General features: G+C 41.1%; 16 protein-coding genes, 1 other RNA gene and 1 pseudogene. 8 read left to right on the plus strand and 10 right to left on the minus strand.

Features of this window, described 5'->3' with window-relative positions:
- Positions 1–34: 34 nt before the first annotated feature.
- Complete coding sequence (locus KUL10_RS06300; RefSeq protein WP_110428076.1) at positions 35–2,938, minus strand: TonB-dependent receptor domain-containing protein; 2,904 nt, start codon at positions 2,936–2,938, stop codon at positions 35–37.
- 208 nt (positions 2,939–3,146) lie between these two features.
- Between KUL10_RS06300 and KUL10_RS06305 the strand changes: the two genes are divergently transcribed.
- A complete protein-coding gene (locus tag KUL10_RS06305) occupies positions 3,147–3,419 on the plus strand; it encodes a late competence development ComFB family protein (protein WP_110428077.1) in 273 nt (90 codons plus the stop codon).
- Between the two features lie 33 nt (positions 3,420–3,452).
- Here the strand turns inward: KUL10_RS06305 and ffs are convergent.
- Together ffs and KUL10_RS06315 are read right to left on the minus strand one after the other, a co-directional pair.
- An RNA gene (ffs, locus tag KUL10_RS06310) (signal recognition particle sRNA small type) lies at positions 3,453–3,549 on the minus strand.
- A 168-nt stretch (positions 3,550–3,717) separates the two neighbouring features.
- Entirely contained in the window at positions 3,718–4,764 is a 1,047-nt protein-coding gene (locus tag KUL10_RS06315; RefSeq protein WP_110428078.1) for a Glu/Leu/Phe/Val dehydrogenase dimerization domain-containing protein, read from the minus strand.
- A 203-nt stretch (positions 4,765–4,967) separates the two neighbouring features.
- Between KUL10_RS06315 and KUL10_RS06320 the strand changes: the two genes are divergently transcribed.
- Positions 4,968–5,435 carry an Lrp/AsnC family transcriptional regulator gene (locus KUL10_RS06320; protein WP_110428079.1) on the plus strand — a complete coding sequence of 156 codons (468 nt, stop codon included), beginning with the start codon at positions 4,968–4,970 and terminating at the stop codon, positions 5,433–5,435.
- Here KUL10_RS06320 and maiA read toward each other — a convergent pair.
- From maiA to pspA, 7 genes are all read right to left on the minus strand, one after another.
- Entirely contained in the window at positions 5,432–6,085 is a 654-nt protein-coding gene (gene maiA / locus KUL10_RS06325; RefSeq protein ID WP_110428080.1) for a maleylacetoacetate isomerase, read from the minus strand. The two genes, KUL10_RS06320 and maiA, sit on opposite strands and share 4 nt — an antisense overlap.
- The gene (locus tag KUL10_RS06330) at positions 6,082–7,086 is read right to left on the minus strand and encodes a fumarylacetoacetate hydrolase family protein (protein WP_110428081.1); all 1,005 of its coding nucleotides are present in this window, start codon (positions 7,084–7,086) and stop codon (positions 6,082–6,084) included. Before KUL10_RS06330 ends, maiA begins: the two co-directional genes overlap by 4 nt.
- Positions 7,087–7,286: 200 nt before the next feature.
- Positions 7,287–8,810, minus strand: coding sequence for a sigma-54-dependent transcriptional regulator (locus KUL10_RS06335; protein WP_110428082.1), 1,524 nt, complete (start codon positions 8,808–8,810; stop codon positions 7,287–7,289).
- Between the two features lie 149 nt (positions 8,811–8,959).
- Entirely contained in the window at positions 8,960–9,760 is an 801-nt protein-coding gene (gene phhA / locus KUL10_RS06340; RefSeq protein WP_110428083.1) for a phenylalanine 4-monooxygenase, read from the minus strand.
- Between the two features lie 237 nt (positions 9,761–9,997).
- Entirely contained in the window at positions 9,998–10,480 is a 483-nt protein-coding gene (pspC, locus tag KUL10_RS06345) for an envelope stress response membrane protein PspC (RefSeq protein WP_110428084.1), read from the minus strand.
- Positions 10,477–10,716, minus strand: a complete 240-nt coding sequence (gene pspB, locus KUL10_RS06350) for an envelope stress response membrane protein PspB (RefSeq protein WP_110428085.1) — start codon at positions 10,714–10,716, stop codon at positions 10,477–10,479. Before pspB ends, pspC begins: the two co-directional genes overlap by 4 nt.
- A 117-nt stretch (positions 10,717–10,833) precedes the next feature.
- On the minus strand, positions 10,834–11,547 hold the full coding sequence (gene pspA / locus KUL10_RS06355) for a phage shock protein PspA (protein WP_110428086.1): 714 nt from the start codon (positions 11,545–11,547) through the stop codon (positions 10,834–10,836).
- 296 nt (positions 11,548–11,843) lie between these two features.
- On the opposite strand from pspA, the gene pspF reads away from it, so the two are divergent.
- From pspF to KUL10_RS06385, 6 genes and pseudogenes are all read left to right on the plus strand, one after another.
- A complete protein-coding gene (pspF, locus tag KUL10_RS06360; protein WP_110428087.1) occupies positions 11,844–12,923 on the plus strand; it encodes a phage shock protein operon transcriptional activator in 1,080 nt (359 codons plus the stop codon).
- Entirely contained in the window at positions 12,923–14,563 is a 1,641-nt protein-coding gene (locus KUL10_RS06365) for an ABC transporter substrate-binding protein (RefSeq protein WP_110428088.1), read from the plus strand. The genes pspF and KUL10_RS06365 overlap by 1 nt, the downstream gene beginning before the upstream one ends.
- Positions 14,560–15,591, plus strand: a complete 1,032-nt coding sequence (locus KUL10_RS06370; protein ID WP_110428089.1) for an ABC transporter permease — start codon at positions 14,560–14,562, stop codon at positions 15,589–15,591. Before KUL10_RS06365 ends, KUL10_RS06370 begins: the two co-directional genes overlap by 4 nt.
- Positions 15,578–16,471: an ABC transporter permease subunit gene (locus KUL10_RS06375; RefSeq protein WP_110428402.1), complete on the plus strand. Its 894-nt coding sequence runs from the start codon at positions 15,578–15,580 to the stop codon at positions 16,469–16,471. Before KUL10_RS06370 ends, KUL10_RS06375 begins: the two co-directional genes overlap by 14 nt.
- Positions 16,471–17,454 (plus strand): annotated as a pseudogene (locus KUL10_RS06380) (oligopeptide/dipeptide ABC transporter ATP-binding protein); the annotation flags it as partial. The gene KUL10_RS06375 and the pseudogene KUL10_RS06380, both read left to right, overlap by 1 nt.
- A gap of 164 nt (positions 17,455–17,618) precedes the next feature.
- Positions 17,619–18,413 (plus strand): ATP-binding cassette domain-containing protein, encoded by a 795-nt coding sequence (locus KUL10_RS06385; RefSeq protein ID WP_110428091.1) that lies wholly within the window; start codon positions 17,619–17,621, stop codon positions 18,411–18,413.
- The last annotated feature ends 166 nt before the right edge of the window (positions 18,414–18,579 follow it).

Genomic DNA, 18,579 nt, shown 5'->3' on the forward strand with positions numbered 1-18,579 from the left:
GGCCGTTTTTGAAATGCAAAATCTAGTTAAAAACTTAGAATCTTACTGTAACTGTAGCATTAGCACGTCTACCAAGTAAGTCATACAACGCGTTGAATGAATAGCTTGGTGGAACTTTGTTAAATGCATTACGAATACCAAAGAATACTTCTACGTTCTCAGTGTAGTCGTATCTGACTGAGAAATCGTGTGTCCAGATAGATGGAACAAACGCAGGCGAAGTATCTTCAGGTATATCACCGCCTGGCGAAATATCGAGTGTAAATGAACGATCAATGAAACGGCTAGACCAGTTGAAAGAAATATCATCGATACGGTAGTCGATACTAGTTCTCCACTGTAGCTCTGGGTCACCTACTTCGCCGTCTTCTACGTTGATTTCGTCCGGACGCTCTTGGAATGCAAATTCGTTAAGTTCTAACAACTGGTTAGCTTGTAGTCTTAAACGTACTTCACCTGGAAGGTCAAAGTTTGACAGGTCAGTTGAATAAAGGACTTGTGCTTCTATACCTTTTGTAGTGAAAGCTGATGAGTTAATAAAACCAGAGCGAACAAGCACAACGTCATTAGTACTTGGGTCGCGGTCGATTGCACTACAGAATGCAGCATCAGGGCCGCCCGTTGCATCAACACAATTATCTAGGATATCTTGCGCCGAAACCTGCTGAATCGCATCTTCAATTTCAATGTCGTAATGGTCAAGTGTAACCGTTAAATTCTCAACGAAGCTCGGCTCAAATACTAAACCAATAGTTGTTGAGGTCGCAGTTTCAGAGAATAGATCTGGGTTACCACCGCTAAGTGTTTGGATACTTACGTTATCGTTTGCATCAAATGGTAACGGAATACCCAAGGCAGCACAGTTTGCGGTGCGGTCTGGGTCGTTGTCGATGTTATCTCTATCACAAGGGTCATTAATGTTCGAGAAACCAGGTGATTGAGGGCTAAAGGCTTCGTTTACGTTTGGTGCACGAACAGACTCCCCAGAGGTACCACGAATTCTTAATGATTCAATAGGCGCCCACATGAAACCAACTTGCCATGAATCTGCAGAACCTGCATGAGAATAATCAGCAGAGCGATAAGCAGCATCGATTGATAGCTCTTCAGCGAAAGTCATATCAGCTAATATAGGCAAACGAACCTCACCGAAGAATTCTTCTACATCATAACCACCAGAAGAATTTGGAGTTGGCGCACTAGTGAAGAAACCTTGTTGAGTAAATTCGTCAGTGATTGTATTAGCAGTCTCTTCTCTAAACTCATAACCAAATGCGAATCCGATTGGACCACCTGGTAACTCAAAGAGTTCTGCAGAATCGAAACTCAAACTTGCACCGTATGCTTCCTGTGTAATTTCATCTTCGCGCTGAACATCGCCCGAGACAAAATCAACCGCCGCAGCGCTTGCTTGTCCGAATCCAAACGGATTAAACGGAGCACAATTTCCGCCATTCACTGCTGCAGGGTCAGTGTAACCTTCACCTTGGGCTGAAGGAACTTGACTTCTACAAGCAATTTCACCCGTTGCTGGGTCAATAACAGAATCTAGTGCAGCAGTAAAATTAGTAGGGATTAAGTCATTAAGAGTACGACGAATATTTGAAGTTTCACCACGCGTGTAGAACACATCGTAGTCGATTAGCGTATCAGATAACTCAAACATACCGTCAAAACCAGCAACTACACGGAATAATTTACGATCATTAGATGCTGAACGGTTACCAATATCATCAAAGAAACGAGAGAACTGAACGTTACCTGTCTGACCATTATCGAACAAACGCTGACGAGTTACTTCGTCGAGGTAAGGGTTATCAGTAGCGTTGATAGAAATATTACCGAAACGGAAAGACGGTTGGAACTGCTGCGCAATTTCCTTGTCTACATATTTGAAGTCACCGTAAAAACGGAGATCGTCAGTGATGTCGTAACGGAATGTTGACGCTAGGGTCATCGTTGTTTGGTCTGGAATGTAGTTGATGTACTCATCTGTAAAGAATACTGAGTCGAAGCGCTCACTAAAGTTACCAAACGCAAAGCTGTTAGTACCATCACGAGAAACTTGATCACGCGGAGAACCATCTGGATTAAATGTAATACGCGGACCGCCGCCAAATGGGTTTAAAACACCAAATGCGTTGATCATTTCTGAACCAACAAAAGGAACACGCAAACGGTCTGGAATACCGTCTTCTTCACCGGTGTTATCTGGGTTTGCGATAGTACCGTTAGCTTCTGCCTGTTGCAGTTGTGGACGCATAACTTGCTTGATTCTGTCATAGCCAGCAAAGAAAGTAACGTTGCCACGACCGTCATCGCTTGTAGAACCTGAAAGCACGCTGAACCCATGTGTTTGGTAATCAATGCTTTCCATATCGCGAGTACCATTCATTTGAATTTCGGTACCTTCGTAGTCATCTTTAAGAATGATGTTAATAACACCTGATACCGCATCAGAACCATAAATGGCCGATGCACCACCTGTGATTAATTCGATTCTTTCGATCATTGCAGCAGGAATCGTTCCTGTATCAATAGCTGATGAAAAAGGCGTACCTGCGACGTGGCGCTTGCCATTAACAAGCGTAAGTGTTCTGTTTGCACCAAGTGAACGTAAGTCAGGTGAACTCAAACCGGCGTTTGCGTTGCTGTTATTGTTACCGATGAGAGTTGAACCCGCAGCGATCGCTGGCAGCTCTGCAAGCATGCTACCTAGGTCAGGTGTACCAAAACGCTGAATCTCTTCTTGGCTAACTGTCACAATTGGAGATGGTGTAGATGCTTCCGCTCTCGCAATACGAGAACCAGTTACCTGAATCTTCTCTACCGTTTCAGTATCAGCTTCTGATTCTTGTGCGATTAGGCTTGTTTGTGAACTAAGGCCAAGTGCGAGTGCACCGGCAATGGATATTGCTAGTCGTTTTTTGTTAAACATAATGTTCCCTATGCTTTTTATTAAATTATAATTTTTATAAAGTTGACGCGAGTAAAGTTTGCACGAACAATACTGGTCTGTCCATATTGTAGTACACTTAGAAAAAGATAAAAGGATCACTTTTTAGTACACTTATTGTTACACGAGCGAAAAAAGAAAAACATTGCTTAAAATACCGCCAGTTCAAGAGTAAAACAGGAACCAAACAATGAAATTAGACGACGATATACACAACTACTATGAGCATTTAGTCCTTGAGAAAATTGTTGCTTTAGGCCTCGATAAAAAGAAATCTTCAGACTATTTAGCTGACTTGACTTGTTTAGTGTTAAATCAAATGCCACCACGTTATATTAGGTATGAAGTCGATATGGCTTTTTACTTGCCGGCATCAGAGCGTCAACAGATGGAGATGAACGTAGCACAAGCGATAGAAAACGCCACTAAGTATTTGGACGAGCATCCAAAGCCTAGTGAGTAGTTGCGAATAATAAAAAACGATAAGTTAGGTGGCAAACCTCAGCCACATCTCGGCACATAAGTCCTTTGGTACGGCTGCTCCCTTCCAGGCCTGACCGGGTTTCCAAACTGTTATTGCGAGAGAACCAAGGTTCACCATTGTGAACCGCTTGAGTGTCGTTCAAGCGGTGTGGATTATGAACAACTAGCATAGGAGTTGCAACTGATTTTGTTGCATATATGAGTCAAGTGCTCAATATGCATTCAAATTTGCGTAACTGAACTCATCCTCTATAAATTGAAGTGCTCAAAGTACTATTTTAGCTAAAACGCTCTTCTGCAAGCCGATCTGCAATTAATGAGGTTGGTAAGTCTTGAGACTCCGAACGTTCAAAAACAGTATTTAACGTTTGTGCGACCTTTTCGAGATGAGTTTTAATAGCCTCTGGTTTACTGGCGATTTTTTGATGATGAATATCGATTATCCCACCTGCATTGATTACGTAATCAGGCGCATACAATATTTCTCTAGCGTGAAGTTCTGTGCCAATTTCAGGGTGCTGAAGCTGATTGTTAGCCGCACCTGAAATTACCTTCGCCTTTATCAGGTTAATATTAGTTTGATTGATTGCATTGCCTAACGCACAAGGAGCAAAGACATCTACATCTAGAGTACTAATATCTTCAACGCTTACAATCGTAGCACCAAAACGCTCTTTTGCGATTTTACAATTGGGCTCAAAAACATCTGCGACAAAAATCTTAGCACCGGCATTATAAAGATGCTCAGCCAAGCGCATTCCTACACTACCAATTCCCGTTATAGCAACGCTTACCTCGCCCAAGCCTTTATTTAGCCTGTATTTAACTGCTTCTCGAAGGCCAACAAACACGCCGTATGCTGTTGCTGGTGCAGGATTGCCATCCGCAGGGCTACCATCAAATTGTAAGTTGCCTCCTACTCCGCCAACATGTTTAGTATGTTTAGCCATATCGATAACATTGGAAACACTGATACCTGAATCTTCAGCAATCACATATTGACCGTCTAAACTTTCGACAAATCGTCCCATTTGCTCCATCATGTGAGGCGTTTTTTGTGAACGATGATCGCCAATAATAACTGATTTTCCTCCTCCTAATGGCAAAGACGCCATCGCAGCCTTATATGTCATCCCCTTAGAAAGACGAAGAACATCGGTTAACGCAGCTTGTGAATCGGCATAATTAAACATCCGGCAACCTCCAAGTCCAGGACCAAGGTTTGTGTTGTGAACTGCAATAATGGCGCTTAGTCCGCTAATTGGATCTTGGTGGAATGCAACGTGCTCATGCTGATCAAAATCTGGATGCTCAAAAACTGACATTGTGACCTCTTGTTATACGGTTAGTCGAATCGCTTATTATTTTAATTAGCACATAGTATGCGTTAAATATCTAAAACAGCTTTGCTAATTAATGCCGTAAACAATTGTATTGTTAAATTAATGTGATATTTATTTTCGCAATTGAGGATAAGTATCCTATAATGAAGCTTGCAAAATGATATTCGCTCTAAATGGATTAATAAATGAAATTAGATAAGTTTGACAGAGAAATACTTCGCGTAATGCAAAAAGACGCCACTGTATCAATGGCGGAATTGAGTCAATATGTAGGGCTATCTCACACACCTTGTTGGCGACGTGTGAAAAGAATGGAAGCTGATGGTGTCATTCGCCAAAAAGTGACATTATTAGATTCCAAAAAACTTAATCTGGGTGTGTCTGTTTTTATTTATGTGACATTAAAAAATCATGACGGTGACTCTTTAACTGACTTTGAAAGCGCCGTACAAGAAATAAATGAAATTGTGGAGTGTCACACGACAAGTGGGGAGAAAGACTATTTACTTAAAGTCATTGTTGAAAGTATAGAAGAATACGAACACTTACTTAAGACCAAGCTGACTCACCTACCTTTAGTCGATCACTTAAGCTCAACATTTGCACTTAAGCAAGTCAAAAACACAACCGAGTTGCCAATCAAAAACGTCTAATTGGCATCGATTTGATTCTCGGGAAGTGCTTTTATAAACGCATCAAGACTATTGCAGTTTTCATTAATTTTAGAAATCAATGGAAACTGCTTCATATCTAAATTGAAACGCTTTGCATTATAAATTTGAGGAATTAAGCAAATATCTGCCAAACTCACATCATACCCAAAACAGAACTTACCAGCTCGGGTCGCTAACTTCTTCTCGAGCGCGCTAAACGTTTTGGACATCCACAACTGTTGCCAACTTTCAATATAAGTTGCGTCAGCCTCAAAATCACCTTTTAACTTATTTAATATTCTAAGATTCGTGATAGGTTGTACATCACAGGCTAAATCATAAGCAACAGACCGCACTCTTGCTCTATCTAGAGTATGTTCTGGCAGAAGTTTGCAACCCTGCTCGTATTTTTCATCTAGATACTCAATGATAGATAGCGATTGATTTAAAATAATATCTTCATCATCGTCAACTAATGTTGGCACCAATTGAGTTGGATTTAATCGACTATAGGCCTCAGATTTTTGTTCGCCACCGTCTTTGACCAAATGAACGGGCTGATAATCATAAGACAGCCCTTTTAAGTTCATGGCGATACGCACGCGATAGGTGGCAGAAGACCGCCAATATCCGTGTAGTGTTAGGCTCATGATTGTTTTACTCTTTGGTCGATCGCGCCAAAAATTGACTGTTCATTTTTGTCAAACATTTCCATTCTTATTTGGTCACCAAATTTCATAAATGAGGTAGAGGGTTTACCGTCACGAATTGTTTCGATCATTCTAACTTCAGCAATACATGAATAACCTACTCCCCCCTCAGTCACAGCAGTGCCATACTCCGTGCCTTGTTTATTAGACACGGTGCCTGAGCCGATAATTGCACCTGCACCTAAATTTCTAGATTTTGCTGCGTGAGCAATTAACTGTCCAAAGTGGAAAGTCATATCTTCCCCAGCTTCTGGCTTCCCGAATAGAGCGCCATTGTAATGTGATATTAAAGGTAAGTTAAGCTTTCCATCTTTCCAGTCATCTAACTCGTCAGGGGTCACAGCAACAGGCGAAAATGCACTTGCAGGTTTTGAGTTAAAAAAACCAAACCCTTTAGCTAACTCGCCAGGAATAAGTCCTCTGAGTGACACATCATTAACAAGCATAATTAGCTTTACATGCGCTAGTGCGTCATCAGCACTTACACTCATAGGGACATCATCGGTCACTACAGCAATTTCGCCTTCAAAATCAATTCCCCATTCGTCACTGGGTAATTCAATGTCGTCGCAAGGCGCTATAAAATCATCTGACCCACCTTGATACATCAACGGGTCCGTCCAAAAGCTTTCAGGCATTTCTGCACCGCGGGCTTTCCTGACCAATTCGACATGATTGACATAAGCACTTCCGTCCGCCCATTGATAGGCGCGGGGCAATGGGCTTTCGCACAATGTTTGCTCAAATTCAAAGCTATCATCAACTTCACCCTCGCATAGTTTTGCGTAAAGGGACTGTAGGTCGCTCTCAAGCCCCGCCCAATTGTCGATTGCATACTGCATCGTTGGTACACCATCCACAAAACATGCTTTTGTGAGCGTTTTGTTCACTACGACCAGTTGGCCATCTCTGGAGCCATTTTTGTAGGTTGCTAGCTTCATCGTTACCCTTATTTTCTAACGTTGTTTTTTATGTTTGTTTTAAAATATTTAATCTAACAAAATCGTTATTGGACGCTATTCTGTCAATGTCGATAGTCTAAAGTTGCACGGCAATAATACAAAGCATAGATGATAAATAAAAAAGGGCGAAATATTACTATTTCGCCCTTTTTTATAACGGCTACAGAGAACTTTTGTACTCAATACTTTACAGAAGCCTTGCTAATTCCATACTCTCTCAATTTATTCGCGATTGCAGTATGACTTAAGCCGAGTTTGCGAGCTAATTGGCGAGTACTTGGATATGAAGGATATAGTCGCTTTAACAAGTCTTTCTCAAAGCGTTTAACTTCTTGGTCAAGTGTCCCATCAAAATCATCATCAATATAGCTGACCGTAGCACTGCAATTTGGCAACTGAATGGTTTCTCGGGTGATTTCATTCCCTTCCATTAAAGTGATTGCTCTATATAGCGCATTCTCCAGTTGACGAATATTGCCGGGCCATGGATATCCTTGTAAATAATCAACACACGATTTGCTGAGTTTAGGAGGGCGAATACCTAGTTTTTTCGCATGTTTTCTAACAATAGTTTCTGATAAGCCTACAAGGTCAGCTTTTCTTTCTCTTAATGGCGGCACGACTAAGGTCAAAACATTTAACCGATAAAACAGGTCCTCCCTGAAGGTGCCCATATCAACCATCTCACCAATGTCTTTGCTAGTCAGCACTATAAACCGAATGTCTAACTCGATAGGCTCGCCTTTAATCGTCGCCTGCTGTTCTTGCAAGACGCGCAACAGTTTGAGTTGCAATGACTCAGACATTTCAGATGCCTCATCAAGTATCAAGGTACCTTCTTGTGCCTGCTCAAGTTTTCCGGTATGCGTATCACTACCAAAGAGTTCCGTTTCTGCAATATCGTCTGGCAAACCCGCAAAATTAATAGTGACAACTGGTTGATCAACGCGCTTACTACTTTCATGGCATGCTCGTGCGATAACCTCTTTACCAGTACCTGCTTCACCGTAAATTAAAATATTACCGTCTAAGGCCGACATTGACTTGGCTTCTTTTATTAACTTTTTCATCGCGGTGCTTTGAGCATTGAGTCCTGCGAAACCGTTATTAGACATTTTATTAAGTGCTGTCATCTGTTTGCCAAGGCGAATCTCGGACTTAAGCATCACTACTGCACCTGCCAACACAGATTTGTCAGAGTCAGGCACATCAACAGGCAAGATATCCGCGATGTAGTCTTGTTCAATAAACTTGATTTTTTGCGTTTGCGCGTAGGTCTCTTTTCGGTCAAGCCATTTAGTGAAACTGAAGCCTGTGATAACTTCATCAATATTGAGCTTTAAAATTTCTTCCGTTGGCATCTCTAATCCGCTTAAAACAGCGTCATTAAAGAGAATAATACGGCCACTCGTGTCTATTGAAAAGCAAGGATCCGGTAACGTTCTCAACAGCGCGCGAAGTTGGTTTCTCTCTCGCTGTATTGGCATAAATGGCGTGGTTTTAACATCGTCGATACCTTCAATCATTCTGATTTTTGGCATTAAGTGTGTGAAGTCTTCAAACTCTATGTTTGGAAAGTCTAAAAAGATTTTGCCCGTCTCATCAATTTCGATTCCGCGTAGGTCAATCTCGTACTCCAGAAGAATATCGAGAACATCTTGAGTGATGCCTAACCTGTCCTGACATGTTATTTCCAAGCGCATGATATTTTGTCCGTGTTTGTCACCCCGAGGTGAATTTGCTTAATCTGTCCATTTTTACGCAGAGGTAGTGGCGAAGATCAGAAAAACCGCGCATAGCATGCACGCTTTTTCCTGATCATTTCAAGCGGTTGTCTGTTTTAAGTTGACAATCAACTTGCAAGTTTTTGTTTGGGAGGAAATCGTGGTTCAAACAAACCGAGCTTTTTAGCTTCTTCGACCATTGCCATGATGTCCATTTTAGAGATTTCAAATAGATCGTCGAACTGCTCTAAAATGTAATATAAGGGTTGCATTATATCAATTCGATAAGGGGTTCTTAACACATCAATAGGCACAAGGGGCTTTCTAATTGCCTCATTACTTTCAAGTGCGTAGTGAGTCTCGCCTGGCGACGATAATATACCACCACCATATATCCGAAGCCCTTCATTTGTTTTTACTAAGCCAAATTCAACTGTAAACCAATAAAGTCTAGCGAGGTAAATACGATCCTCTTTGCTCGCGGCTAAACCCAACTGACCATAGACATGTGTAAAGTGTGCAAATGCTGGATTAGTGAGCAACGGGCAATGCCCGAATATTTCATGAAAAATATCAGGCTCTTGGAGGTAGTCGAACTCGTCCTTGCTTCTTATAAACGTAGCGACAGGAAAACGCTTATTAGCCAACAGGGTAAAAAATTCTGTAAAGTTTATCAATGCGGGGACAGCCGCCGTTTGCCAACCAGTTTCACGCATCAAAACTTCGTCTATATCAGGAAGTTGTGGAATGCAGTCACTCGGCAACTTGAGCAACTCAATACCTTGCATATACTCCTTGCAAGCACGTCCCTTGAGAAGCTCAATTTGACGCTCGTATAACAACTTCCAAGTTTCATTTTCCTCATTTGACCATTCGATCAAGCCTTGCTCATCAATTTGCTTCGATGAATAACTAGTGCTTTTACTCATTACTTCACGACAATGTTAAAAATGATGTGCGGATGTTACTTAATTTTCACTTTTTAACCATCTTTTGGCTTTCCAAGTGGTGATGATAATTCAAACTTTTGTAATTATTTGTTTACACTCGTGCTATTACCAAGCATTAACGTCAAATAAAAAAACGCCGCTTGAAGCGGCGTTTTTACTGGATTGTGTGTGCAAACAGAATGAATAGCTAGTTTTGATAAATATAGGAATTTATACCTAAAGCCGACTAATTTCTCGATTCAATTGAAACTCTTTTGAAGTTACATAAGTTTCAAGCTTTCTTAACCGAGTTTCGGTTCCTCTAAACCTTTGTTGGATATCAAAAAAAGCTTGTCTAGGAGGTTCACCTGCTTGCCAAACTCTAGATTTAACTTCAATTTTACTATCGCCATTTGCCTGTGCATTTTTGTAGCCTTTACCAGCGTACTCGCCACTTGGCGAAACCGGATTGGGTACATAAGCATTTTTCGAAGTCATATCGTCGCTATACCCAATCGGTTTTTTATCTAAAATAAACCAAGCGGCGATGTAAGTAACAATAACAAAAGGGCCCGCTAGTAAGAAAAAAGCAGTAACAGTAAGGATTCTGACCAACCATTTCTCTAAGCCAAAATATTCGGCTATACCAGCGCAAACACCTGCTATACGAGCATTTTTTGAATCTCTATAAAGCGTTTTTGTTCTATCAAATCCACTCATGCTCTTTCCCTCCACTTAGGCGCTTCTTCATCAAGAATTTGCTCAAGGGTTTGAATACGGTCAGACATCAATTCGGCTTTTTCCGCTAAGGTTTGCAAGCTTGCAAATTCTTCTTCTGATAACCCTTGGCTAACTTGCTTCTTGCTCTTGTAATGCAATATGAGCCAGATAGGCGCAACAAATAAAACGAATAAGATTAAAGGAACGCCCATAAATATAACGATCAATTCATCCATTTTCGATCTCCTTAAAGTGTAATAGTGCTAACGGTTTCGAATTCAGGTAACCCCTATCGAATTCGTTTTTATTAATTAAAGAGTGGCACATAACACGCCACTCAACAATGTTTTAGCTTAAGCTTTTTTAGCTTTGCTCGCCGTCTTAACCGCAGTTGGCTTAGACGGTGCACTATTACCTTTCATTTTTTCTTTAAGAGCAGCTAGTTCATCTTCAATTTTGCTATCTGACTCAAGTTCTGCAAATTCGTCTTTCAACGTCTTTTTACCTATATCATAGGCTTCAACCTGTGACTCCAAGCCATCAATTTTACGCTCAAATTGCTCAAACTTTCCCATGGCCGCATCGATATTAGAACTATCTAGACGCTTTTTAACTTCAAGACGAGAACTTACCGTCTTTTGTCGCATAATTATCGTTTTTTGACGGCTCTTTGCATCTGCTAGCTTTTCTTGAAGCTGTGCTGTTTCACTTTGCAACTTAGCCAACTCGTTTTCAATAAGCTCAAGCTCTGACTTGAGTGTCGCTGCAGCTTCAGCAGACTTTTTCTTCTCTTGTAGAGCGGCTCTTGCCAAATCTTCACGGTCTTTACTTAGCGCAAGTTCAGCTTTCGCTGCCCACTCAGCTTCTTCCGCTTCGTATTTACTTATTTGGTGCGCAACATCCTTTTTATTTGCGATAGTCTTTGCTGAAGCAGAGCGAACCTCAACTAAGGTATCTTCCATTTCTTGGATAATAAGACGAACCAATTTTTCTGGATCTTCAGCTTTATCTAAAAGTGCGTTAATGTTCGAGTTAACAATATCTGTGAATCTTGAAAATATACCCATAATAATTACCTCTGCTGTTTGTCGTAATTTCTAATTAAGAACGAGATGTGAGTATCACGCCGTTCAAACTTACTAATACCTATTCAATATGCTTGCCAACTTAAAAATAACAGTTAAGCCATTGTTTATTATGGATATTATTAAATTTCAGATATTTACAGAGTTTTGTGATTTTATGAAGTACACTATTAATTAGCGAAATTGACTAATTAAGTGTGTTTTGTTGTTCATTTGTTTTCCATAACTCAAATGCTTGGCACCTTAACTCGTTACTAGTATATATAATAGGTCACATAATGAGTCGTTTTAGACAACAAGATAATCTTCTTGGACAAGCCAATAGCTTTTTAGAGATTCTTGAGCAAATATCGCAGATTGCGCCGCTCAATAAACCGGTCTTAGTAATAGGCGAACGCGGAACCGGTAAAGAACTCATCGCTGCCCGCCTTCACTTTTTGTCTCAAAGGTGGGAGCAAAACTACGTTAAACTAAATTGCGCTGCATTGAATGATAACTTACTGGAAAGTGAGCTTTTCGGTTACGAGGCAGGCGCATTTACCGGCGCATCAAAACGACGAGAAGGACGCTTTGAATATGCCGATAACGGCACGTTATTCTTAGATGAACTTGCAAACACCTCGGCACTTATCCAAGAAAAGCTGCTTAGAGTTATCGAATATGGCGAATTTGAGCGTGTAGGTGGCACTCGTACTGTCAAGGTTGACGTGCGCTTAATTGCGGCCACTAATGAAGACCTCCCGACGCTTGCGGATCAAGGTGAGTTTAGAGCTGATTTATTAGACAGACTTGCATTTGACGTTGTGACGATTCCGCCCCTGCGCAATAGGCAAGAAGACATCATGATGTTAGCAGAGCACTTTGCGATCAATATGGCTCGAGAATTAGAGCTTGAGCTATTTAGTGGATTCAGCGCAAAAGCAAAAAGTAAACTGCTTGAATACGACTGGCCTGGGAACATTCGTGAATTAAAAAACGTGGTTGAGCGCGCAGTCTATCGAAACAATCCGCACTTGCCTGTTCACGATATTGTGCTGGACCCTTTTGAATCAGCTTTTAGACCTAAATCTCGTACAAAGGCCCCTAAGCAAATTGCAGTTGATAGCGTTTCTTCAGCCATAGATGAACAAATCCTAAGCGAAACATCTGAGAAATCTAGCACTGACACTACGGTGCCTCTTACTTTTCCGATTGACCTAAAGGAAACATCCCAAAATTTTGAGATTGATTTAATAAAGCAAGCACTAAAAGATGCGCAATTTAACCAGAAAAAAACTGCAGAGAAGCTTTCGTTGACGTATCATCAACTTAGAGGATATTTGAAGAAATATAATTTACTCGATAACGCCGAAGAATAATGAAACCGAAGAAGCACTTGAACGCGTTCAATTTAGCTCTTTTTCGCTGCTTTGCCATAGGGCTAGCCGGCCTGCTTCAAGCGTGTTCGCAACCGACTGAAACAGTAGATAAAGATGGTATTACATTTTGTTCTGAGAGCAGTCCCAATACCTTTAACCCTCAGCTAGATACCTCGAGCACGACGGCCGACGCTTCAGCTCATCAAATTTACGATCGTTTGTTAGAGTTTGATCCAGAAAATGGACGTATTGAACCTGGACTTGCCAGCAGTTGGTTAGTCAGTAGGGATGGACTGACCTATACATTTCAATTGCGTAAGGACGTTAAATTTCATACAACGTCATATTTTACGCCTACGCGCAATTTTAATGCTGACGATGTGATTTTCAGTATTGATAGATGGCGCAAAGCAAGCCATCCTTATCATGCAGTATCTGGCGGTAGTTATCCGTATTTTGACAGCCTAAACCTTCAAAATACGATTAAGGATGTTAAACGCATTAATGGCTATCGAGTAGAAATTTCACTCCACAAGCCAGATAGCTCGTTCCTTGCAAATCTTGCAACTGATTTTTCAGTAGTACTCTCTGCCGAATATGCAATGCAGCTTATGGCGGCAGGTTCACCAAGTCAATTGGATAAATCACCTATCGGAACTGGTCCATATCGATTTGTTGGCTACCGCAAAGATCAATACATAAGGTTTGAGCGCAATCCTGATTATTTTTTGGAGACCAAAGGTGCAAAGCACCTTATTTTTGATATCACGCCAAAAAGTTCACTTAGGTTCGCTAAGTTAATCACTGGAGAGTGTGATGCAGTTGCTTTTCCCTCTCAAGCTGATTTAGAAGTTATCAGTCAGCGTGAAGATTTAACCCTTATGCAAAAACCGGGATTAAACGTGGGTTTTTGGGCATTTAACACAAGTAAACCGCCATTTAATAATCCCAATGTACGAAAAGCACTCTCGCTTGCAATAGACAAAACATCATTGATAGAAGCTATTTATTTGGGCCAAGCTACACGCGCTAAAAACCTTGTTCCTTCTGCCTCTTGGGCATATCAGCCAAATGCAAGTGAAAGTGGTTATAATCCAGTCGAAGCTAGGCGTTTGTTGGATGAGGCTGGAATTGCTTATGATTTTGCCATGACCATCTGGGCCATGCCCGTTCAGCGTGCATACAATCCTAATGCAATGAAAATGGCACAATTAATGAGCGCATATTTAGAGGCGGTAGGGATAAACGTCGAAATTGTAAGTTACGATTGGAATCGATTTAGAGAGAATTTACGGCTAGGCATGCATGATTCAGTTTTGATCGGTTGGTCTGCTGATAACGGAGACCCTGATAATTTCTATCGTCCACTTCTAACATGTGCAGCTATCCCTTCGGGGACTAACAGAGCGATGTGGTGCAATCGACAATACGATGCCATCATCGAAGCGGCTTTACTTACTGATGATTTTGAGCAACGAAAAGTGCTTTATCATCGGGCAAATCAACTTTTATTTGACGAAGCGCCATTGGTGCCTATTGCACATGCGTTTCAATATCAAGCAATTTCAAATGATATTGATGGAATGGTCATTAACCCCTTTGGCGGTATTCGTTTTGATAACGTGGTGCGAAAACCATGATCACATTGTTAATTCGCTATCTAAACCTATTGACCATTACATTTGGTGTGTTGATCGTTTTCTCATTTGCTCTAGCATATTTGTTTCCTGGTGATGTTCTCACCAATATGTCAGGTATAGTGCCGCAAAGTGATGCCCAGCGCCAAGCACTTGAAAAAGCTTATAAACTCGACCAGAGTATATTTTCTCAATTTTGGCACTATTTAAGTAATCTATTTGCTGGAAACTGGGGGGTGAGTTTCGTTTCCCAAGCGGACTTGTTAAGTGAAATAAAAATCGCATTTCCTGCCACAATAGAATTAACGCTTTATGCACTCCTTGTCGCAGTATTTATAGGTATTCCCATAGGCTTTATCGGCGGCTTAAATCACCATAAACCTTTTGATTTTGGCGTAGTGTGTTATAGCGTTATCAGCTATTCCTTCCCCGTCTTCTGGCTAGCACTGATTTTCATCACTATTTTTTCATTACAAGCAGGTATGTTCCCACTGTCCGGTCGAATCAACCTACTCTTCGATATCCCTCATCAAAGTGGCTTTATTTTGCTCGATATTTTTTATTCAAATATTGATAACAAATCGGCGGCCTACATCGATGCATTTAAACATTTAGCCTTACCAACGTTATCCATCGCGATTGTAACAACTGCTATTTTCATTCGTTTTGCCAGAAGAAGTATTATGGATGTGATGGAAATGGGGTATATCGATGCTGCTAAATCACGAGGCTTCACTACTACACAAATTTTCTTCAAGCACGGCCTGCGCAATGCCCTATTACCCATTTTGCCTCTCATGGCTTTGCAAGTATCAACGCTCATTACGAATGCAATGGTGGTCGAAACAATATTTTCGTGGCCAGGTATTGGAAGTTGGTTAATCCAAGCAATTTATCAACGAGACTACCCTGCAATACGAATGGGCATGCTTGTAGTTTCAGTATTTGTAGTGACATTAACAATCACTATTGAGTTTTTAAGTCGAGCAATCGACCCTGCAAGGGACAGATTTGAACGTGTCTCAGTTTAATTTATACCAAGAAGAGTTTCAGCCCTCTCCGATTAAGAACATTTGGCTAGAGTTTAAACAAAGCCATTTTGCCCTCGCTGGGCTAGCGGTATTACTCGTTTTTTGTACTATCGCCATTGTCGGGCCTATTTTCGCACCTTATGATCCAAGTTTACAAAATACTAATGCTTTATTATTGCCGCCTTCTTGGGCCAGTAATGGCAGTATTTCACACCTTTTAGGAACCGACAGTCTTGGTCGCGATGTGTTTGCAAGAGTATTGTATGGCAGTCAAACCACCTTTGTTTCATCAGTAGTGCTTGTTGCAGTTGCACTGATTGTTGGAGTAACGTTAGGGACCTTGGCCGGCATGTCATCTGGTGTACGTTCCAGTATCTTGAATCACTTTTTAGATGCTCTACTCGCTATTCCAACGCTATTAATCGCGATTATTATCGTTGCGATTCTGGGCACCGGTCTTATCAACTCGATGCTGGCAATTATATTGGCTTTGATACCGCAATTTGTGCATCAGACCCGAACGTTTGTGCGCAATGAAATGGAAAAAGACTACATATTATTAGACAAGCTAGATGGTGCTGGAAAATTCAGGATTTTTTGGCATTCAATTCTGCCAGCCATGTTTGAATTACTCGCAGTCCAAAGCACCATCGCTCTTTCAATTGCGATTATTGACATTTCAGCATTAGGCTTTTTAAACCTTGGGGCACAGGGAGTAACAGTAGAACTCGGCGCTATGTTATCGCAAAGCCTAGAATCTGCCTATGTAGCACCTTGGTTGGTAATTGTGCCTGGCCTATGCGTTTTCATGCTCGTTTTATCGGTGAATATCGTAGGTGAAGGTTTGCGATCTGCCTTGCGAAATAGGTTAATACACTAATGCCTTTACTAGACATCAAAAACCTCACGCTGGAAATCGACGCTGGCACAGAACGCGTAAAAGCACTTGATAAAGTCAGTCTCACCGTAAATGAAGGTGAAATCAGGGCATTAGTTGGCGAATCTGGATCAGGTAAAAGTCTAATAGTGCGTTCAATTATTGGTGCGGTTCCTGATCATTGGACAATTACCGCTGATAGATTAACTTGGAAAGGCCAAAATTTGATGGCGATGACGCAAGAGCAAAGGCGTCAAATAATGAGACGAGAGATTGCGGTTGTATTTCAAGACCCTACATCATCACTTGATCCTTCTGCAACATTGGGCGATCAACTAGAAGAAAGTATTCCGCCAGAATTTGTAGGGTCTGGTGCATTTTGGCAAAAACGTAAGCAAAGAAAAGAGATTGCCATCAGTTTGCTTCACAAAGTTGGTATTAAAGATCATGTCAGTTGTATGAACAGGTACCCGCACGAAATCGCAGTCGATATTAGTCAAAAATTTATGATTGCCATGGCACTTGTATCAGAGCCAGCTATCTTAATTGCTGACGACCCAACTCGCAGTATGGAGTCAACTACAAAAAACCAGATATTAAAGTTACTGACAAGGTTAAACGAGACTAAAAATTTAGGTATTTTATTTGTCAGTCATGATTTGTTAGCGATCTCCAGTATGGCGCATACGATGACTGTTTTATACTGTGGACAAACGGTTGAATCAGGAAAAGTGAGACATTTACATAGGCGACCATTGCACCCTTACACCAGAGCACTTTTAGACAGTGCGCCTAGTTTTCAAACAAACTTGCCGCCTAAATCAAAACTTTCAACGCTTAAAGGCACAATCCCTACCCTTCAGCACTTGCCAATAGGGTGTCGCTTGGGGCCAAGATGTCCTAGTGCAAAACGAGATTGTGTTAAAGTACCAGAACTTAGAAGTATCCAAAATCATACATACAGCTGCCACTTCCCGCTACACATGCCGAATTCAGGTCAAGGTAAAGCGAAAAAGCAAAATATTGATAAGGTTTCCGCAAAACAAGAAGCGGGGCAGACCGAAACGAAACTCTATCAGCGCATGCCACAACAAGCATCGCCTAAAAGTGCTTTAGGGCAAATTATCGAAGAACTGAAGGGTGAAAACGAATGAGTTGTGTTTTACGAGTTAAAGACTTGGTCTACACCTACAAAACGAAAAGAACACTTTTAAGCAAAACAGAGTGCTTTGAATTAGGTCCTATTAGCTTTTCGTTGGAAAAAGGTAAGACTTTGGCGATTACTGGCAACAATGGCTCAGGTAAAACGCTTTTAGCAAAAGCCTTGGTGGGAGGAATAAAACCAATTAAAGGGGAGATAGAGCTTGAGGGGCAAGGTTTGGTTAAAGAGCACCTACACCAATCAAACAAAGATATCCGTTTAATTCTTCAGCACAAAAAAGATGCTATCAACCCTGCGGTGACAATTGGTTCGATGCTGGACCAAACACTATTACTGAATACCGAACTTGATGCCTTAGACAGAAAACAAAAAATAGAAGATATCTTGGTAAAGGTTGGACTGTTGCGTGAGCATTACTATTTTTATCGTCACATGCTTTCTGACGGTCAACAACAAAGGGTTGCCTTAGCTCGCGCATTAATATTAGAGCCCAAAGTAGTCGTAGCCGACGAACCATTTGCTGCACTTGATCCATCTGTTCGCTCGCAAACCGTTAATCTCATATTAGCGTTACAAGAAGAGCTTGGCTTAGCTTTTGTATTTATTTCACAAAATCTTGGGATCATAAGGCACATTAGTGACTCAGTAATGGTATTAGACAAGGGACAAGTCATTGAATCCGGTTTGACCAAAGAAGTATTTGAGCAACCGAAGCAAGAATTAACAGCTAAGTTAATTGAGTCACATTTTAGTTTAGTTGAGCGGCATTTTAGTCAAATGTGATTGCATCTATGCATTTCGTACCAAAATATAATTACCATTCTATGTGAGGTGATTCGAAATGCAATTGGGCCCGTGACCAAAGCAAATAAACCATCCTCAATGCAAACCGTGAAAAAGGATATGCCTAAAAGTACAGAAACATCGCCTTTCATTGTCAAACGCTGTA

This window comes from Glaciecola sp. KUL10 (genome assembly GCF_003203515.1).
GTDB lineage: Bacteria > Pseudomonadota > Gammaproteobacteria > Enterobacterales > Alteromonadaceae > Glaciecola.

What these genes read in the sequence shown, in the direction of transcription:
- KUL10_RS06300 (WP_110428076.1), bottom strand. Translation starts at nt 2,938, where the DNA reads ATGTTTAACAAAAAACGACTAGCAATATCCATTGCCGGTGCACTCGCA.
- KUL10_RS06305 (WP_110428077.1), top strand. Translation starts at nt 3,147, where the DNA reads ATGAAATTAGACGACGATATACACAACTACTATGAGCATTTAGTCCTT.
- KUL10_RS06315 (WP_110428078.1), bottom strand. Translation starts at nt 4,764, where the DNA reads ATGTCAGTTTTTGAGCATCCAGATTTTGATCAGCATGAGCACGTTGCA.
- KUL10_RS06320 (WP_110428079.1), top strand. Translation starts at nt 4,968, where the DNA reads ATGAAATTAGATAAGTTTGACAGAGAAATACTTCGCGTAATGCAAAAA.
- maiA (WP_110428080.1), bottom strand. Translation starts at nt 6,085, where the DNA reads ATGAGCCTAACACTACACGGATATTGGCGGTCTTCTGCCACCTATCGC.
- KUL10_RS06330 (WP_110428081.1), bottom strand. Translation starts at nt 7,086, where the DNA reads ATGAAGCTAGCAACCTACAAAAATGGCTCCAGAGATGGCCAACTGGTC.
- KUL10_RS06335 (WP_110428082.1), bottom strand. Translation starts at nt 8,810, where the DNA reads ATGCGCTTGGAAATAACATGTCAGGACAGGTTAGGCATCACTCAAGAT.
- phhA (WP_110428083.1), bottom strand. Translation starts at nt 9,760, where the DNA reads ATGAGTAAAAGCACTAGTTATTCATCGAAGCAAATTGATGAGCAAGGC.
- pspC (WP_110428084.1), bottom strand. Translation starts at nt 10,480, where the DNA reads ATGAGTGGATTTGATAGAACAAAAACGCTTTATAGAGATTCAAAAAAT.
- pspB (WP_110428085.1), bottom strand. Translation starts at nt 10,716, where the DNA reads ATGGATGAATTGATCGTTATATTTATGGGCGTTCCTTTAATCTTATTC.
- pspA (WP_110428086.1), bottom strand. Translation starts at nt 11,547, where the DNA reads ATGGGTATATTTTCAAGATTCACAGATATTGTTAACTCGAACATTAAC.
- pspF (WP_110428087.1), top strand. Translation starts at nt 11,844, where the DNA reads ATGAGTCGTTTTAGACAACAAGATAATCTTCTTGGACAAGCCAATAGC.
- KUL10_RS06365 (WP_110428088.1), top strand. Translation starts at nt 12,923, where the DNA reads ATGAAACCGAAGAAGCACTTGAACGCGTTCAATTTAGCTCTTTTTCGC.
- KUL10_RS06370 (WP_110428089.1), top strand. Translation starts at nt 14,560, where the DNA reads ATGATCACATTGTTAATTCGCTATCTAAACCTATTGACCATTACATTT.
- KUL10_RS06385 (WP_110428091.1), top strand. Translation starts at nt 17,619, where the DNA reads ATGAGTTGTGTTTTACGAGTTAAAGACTTGGTCTACACCTACAAAACG.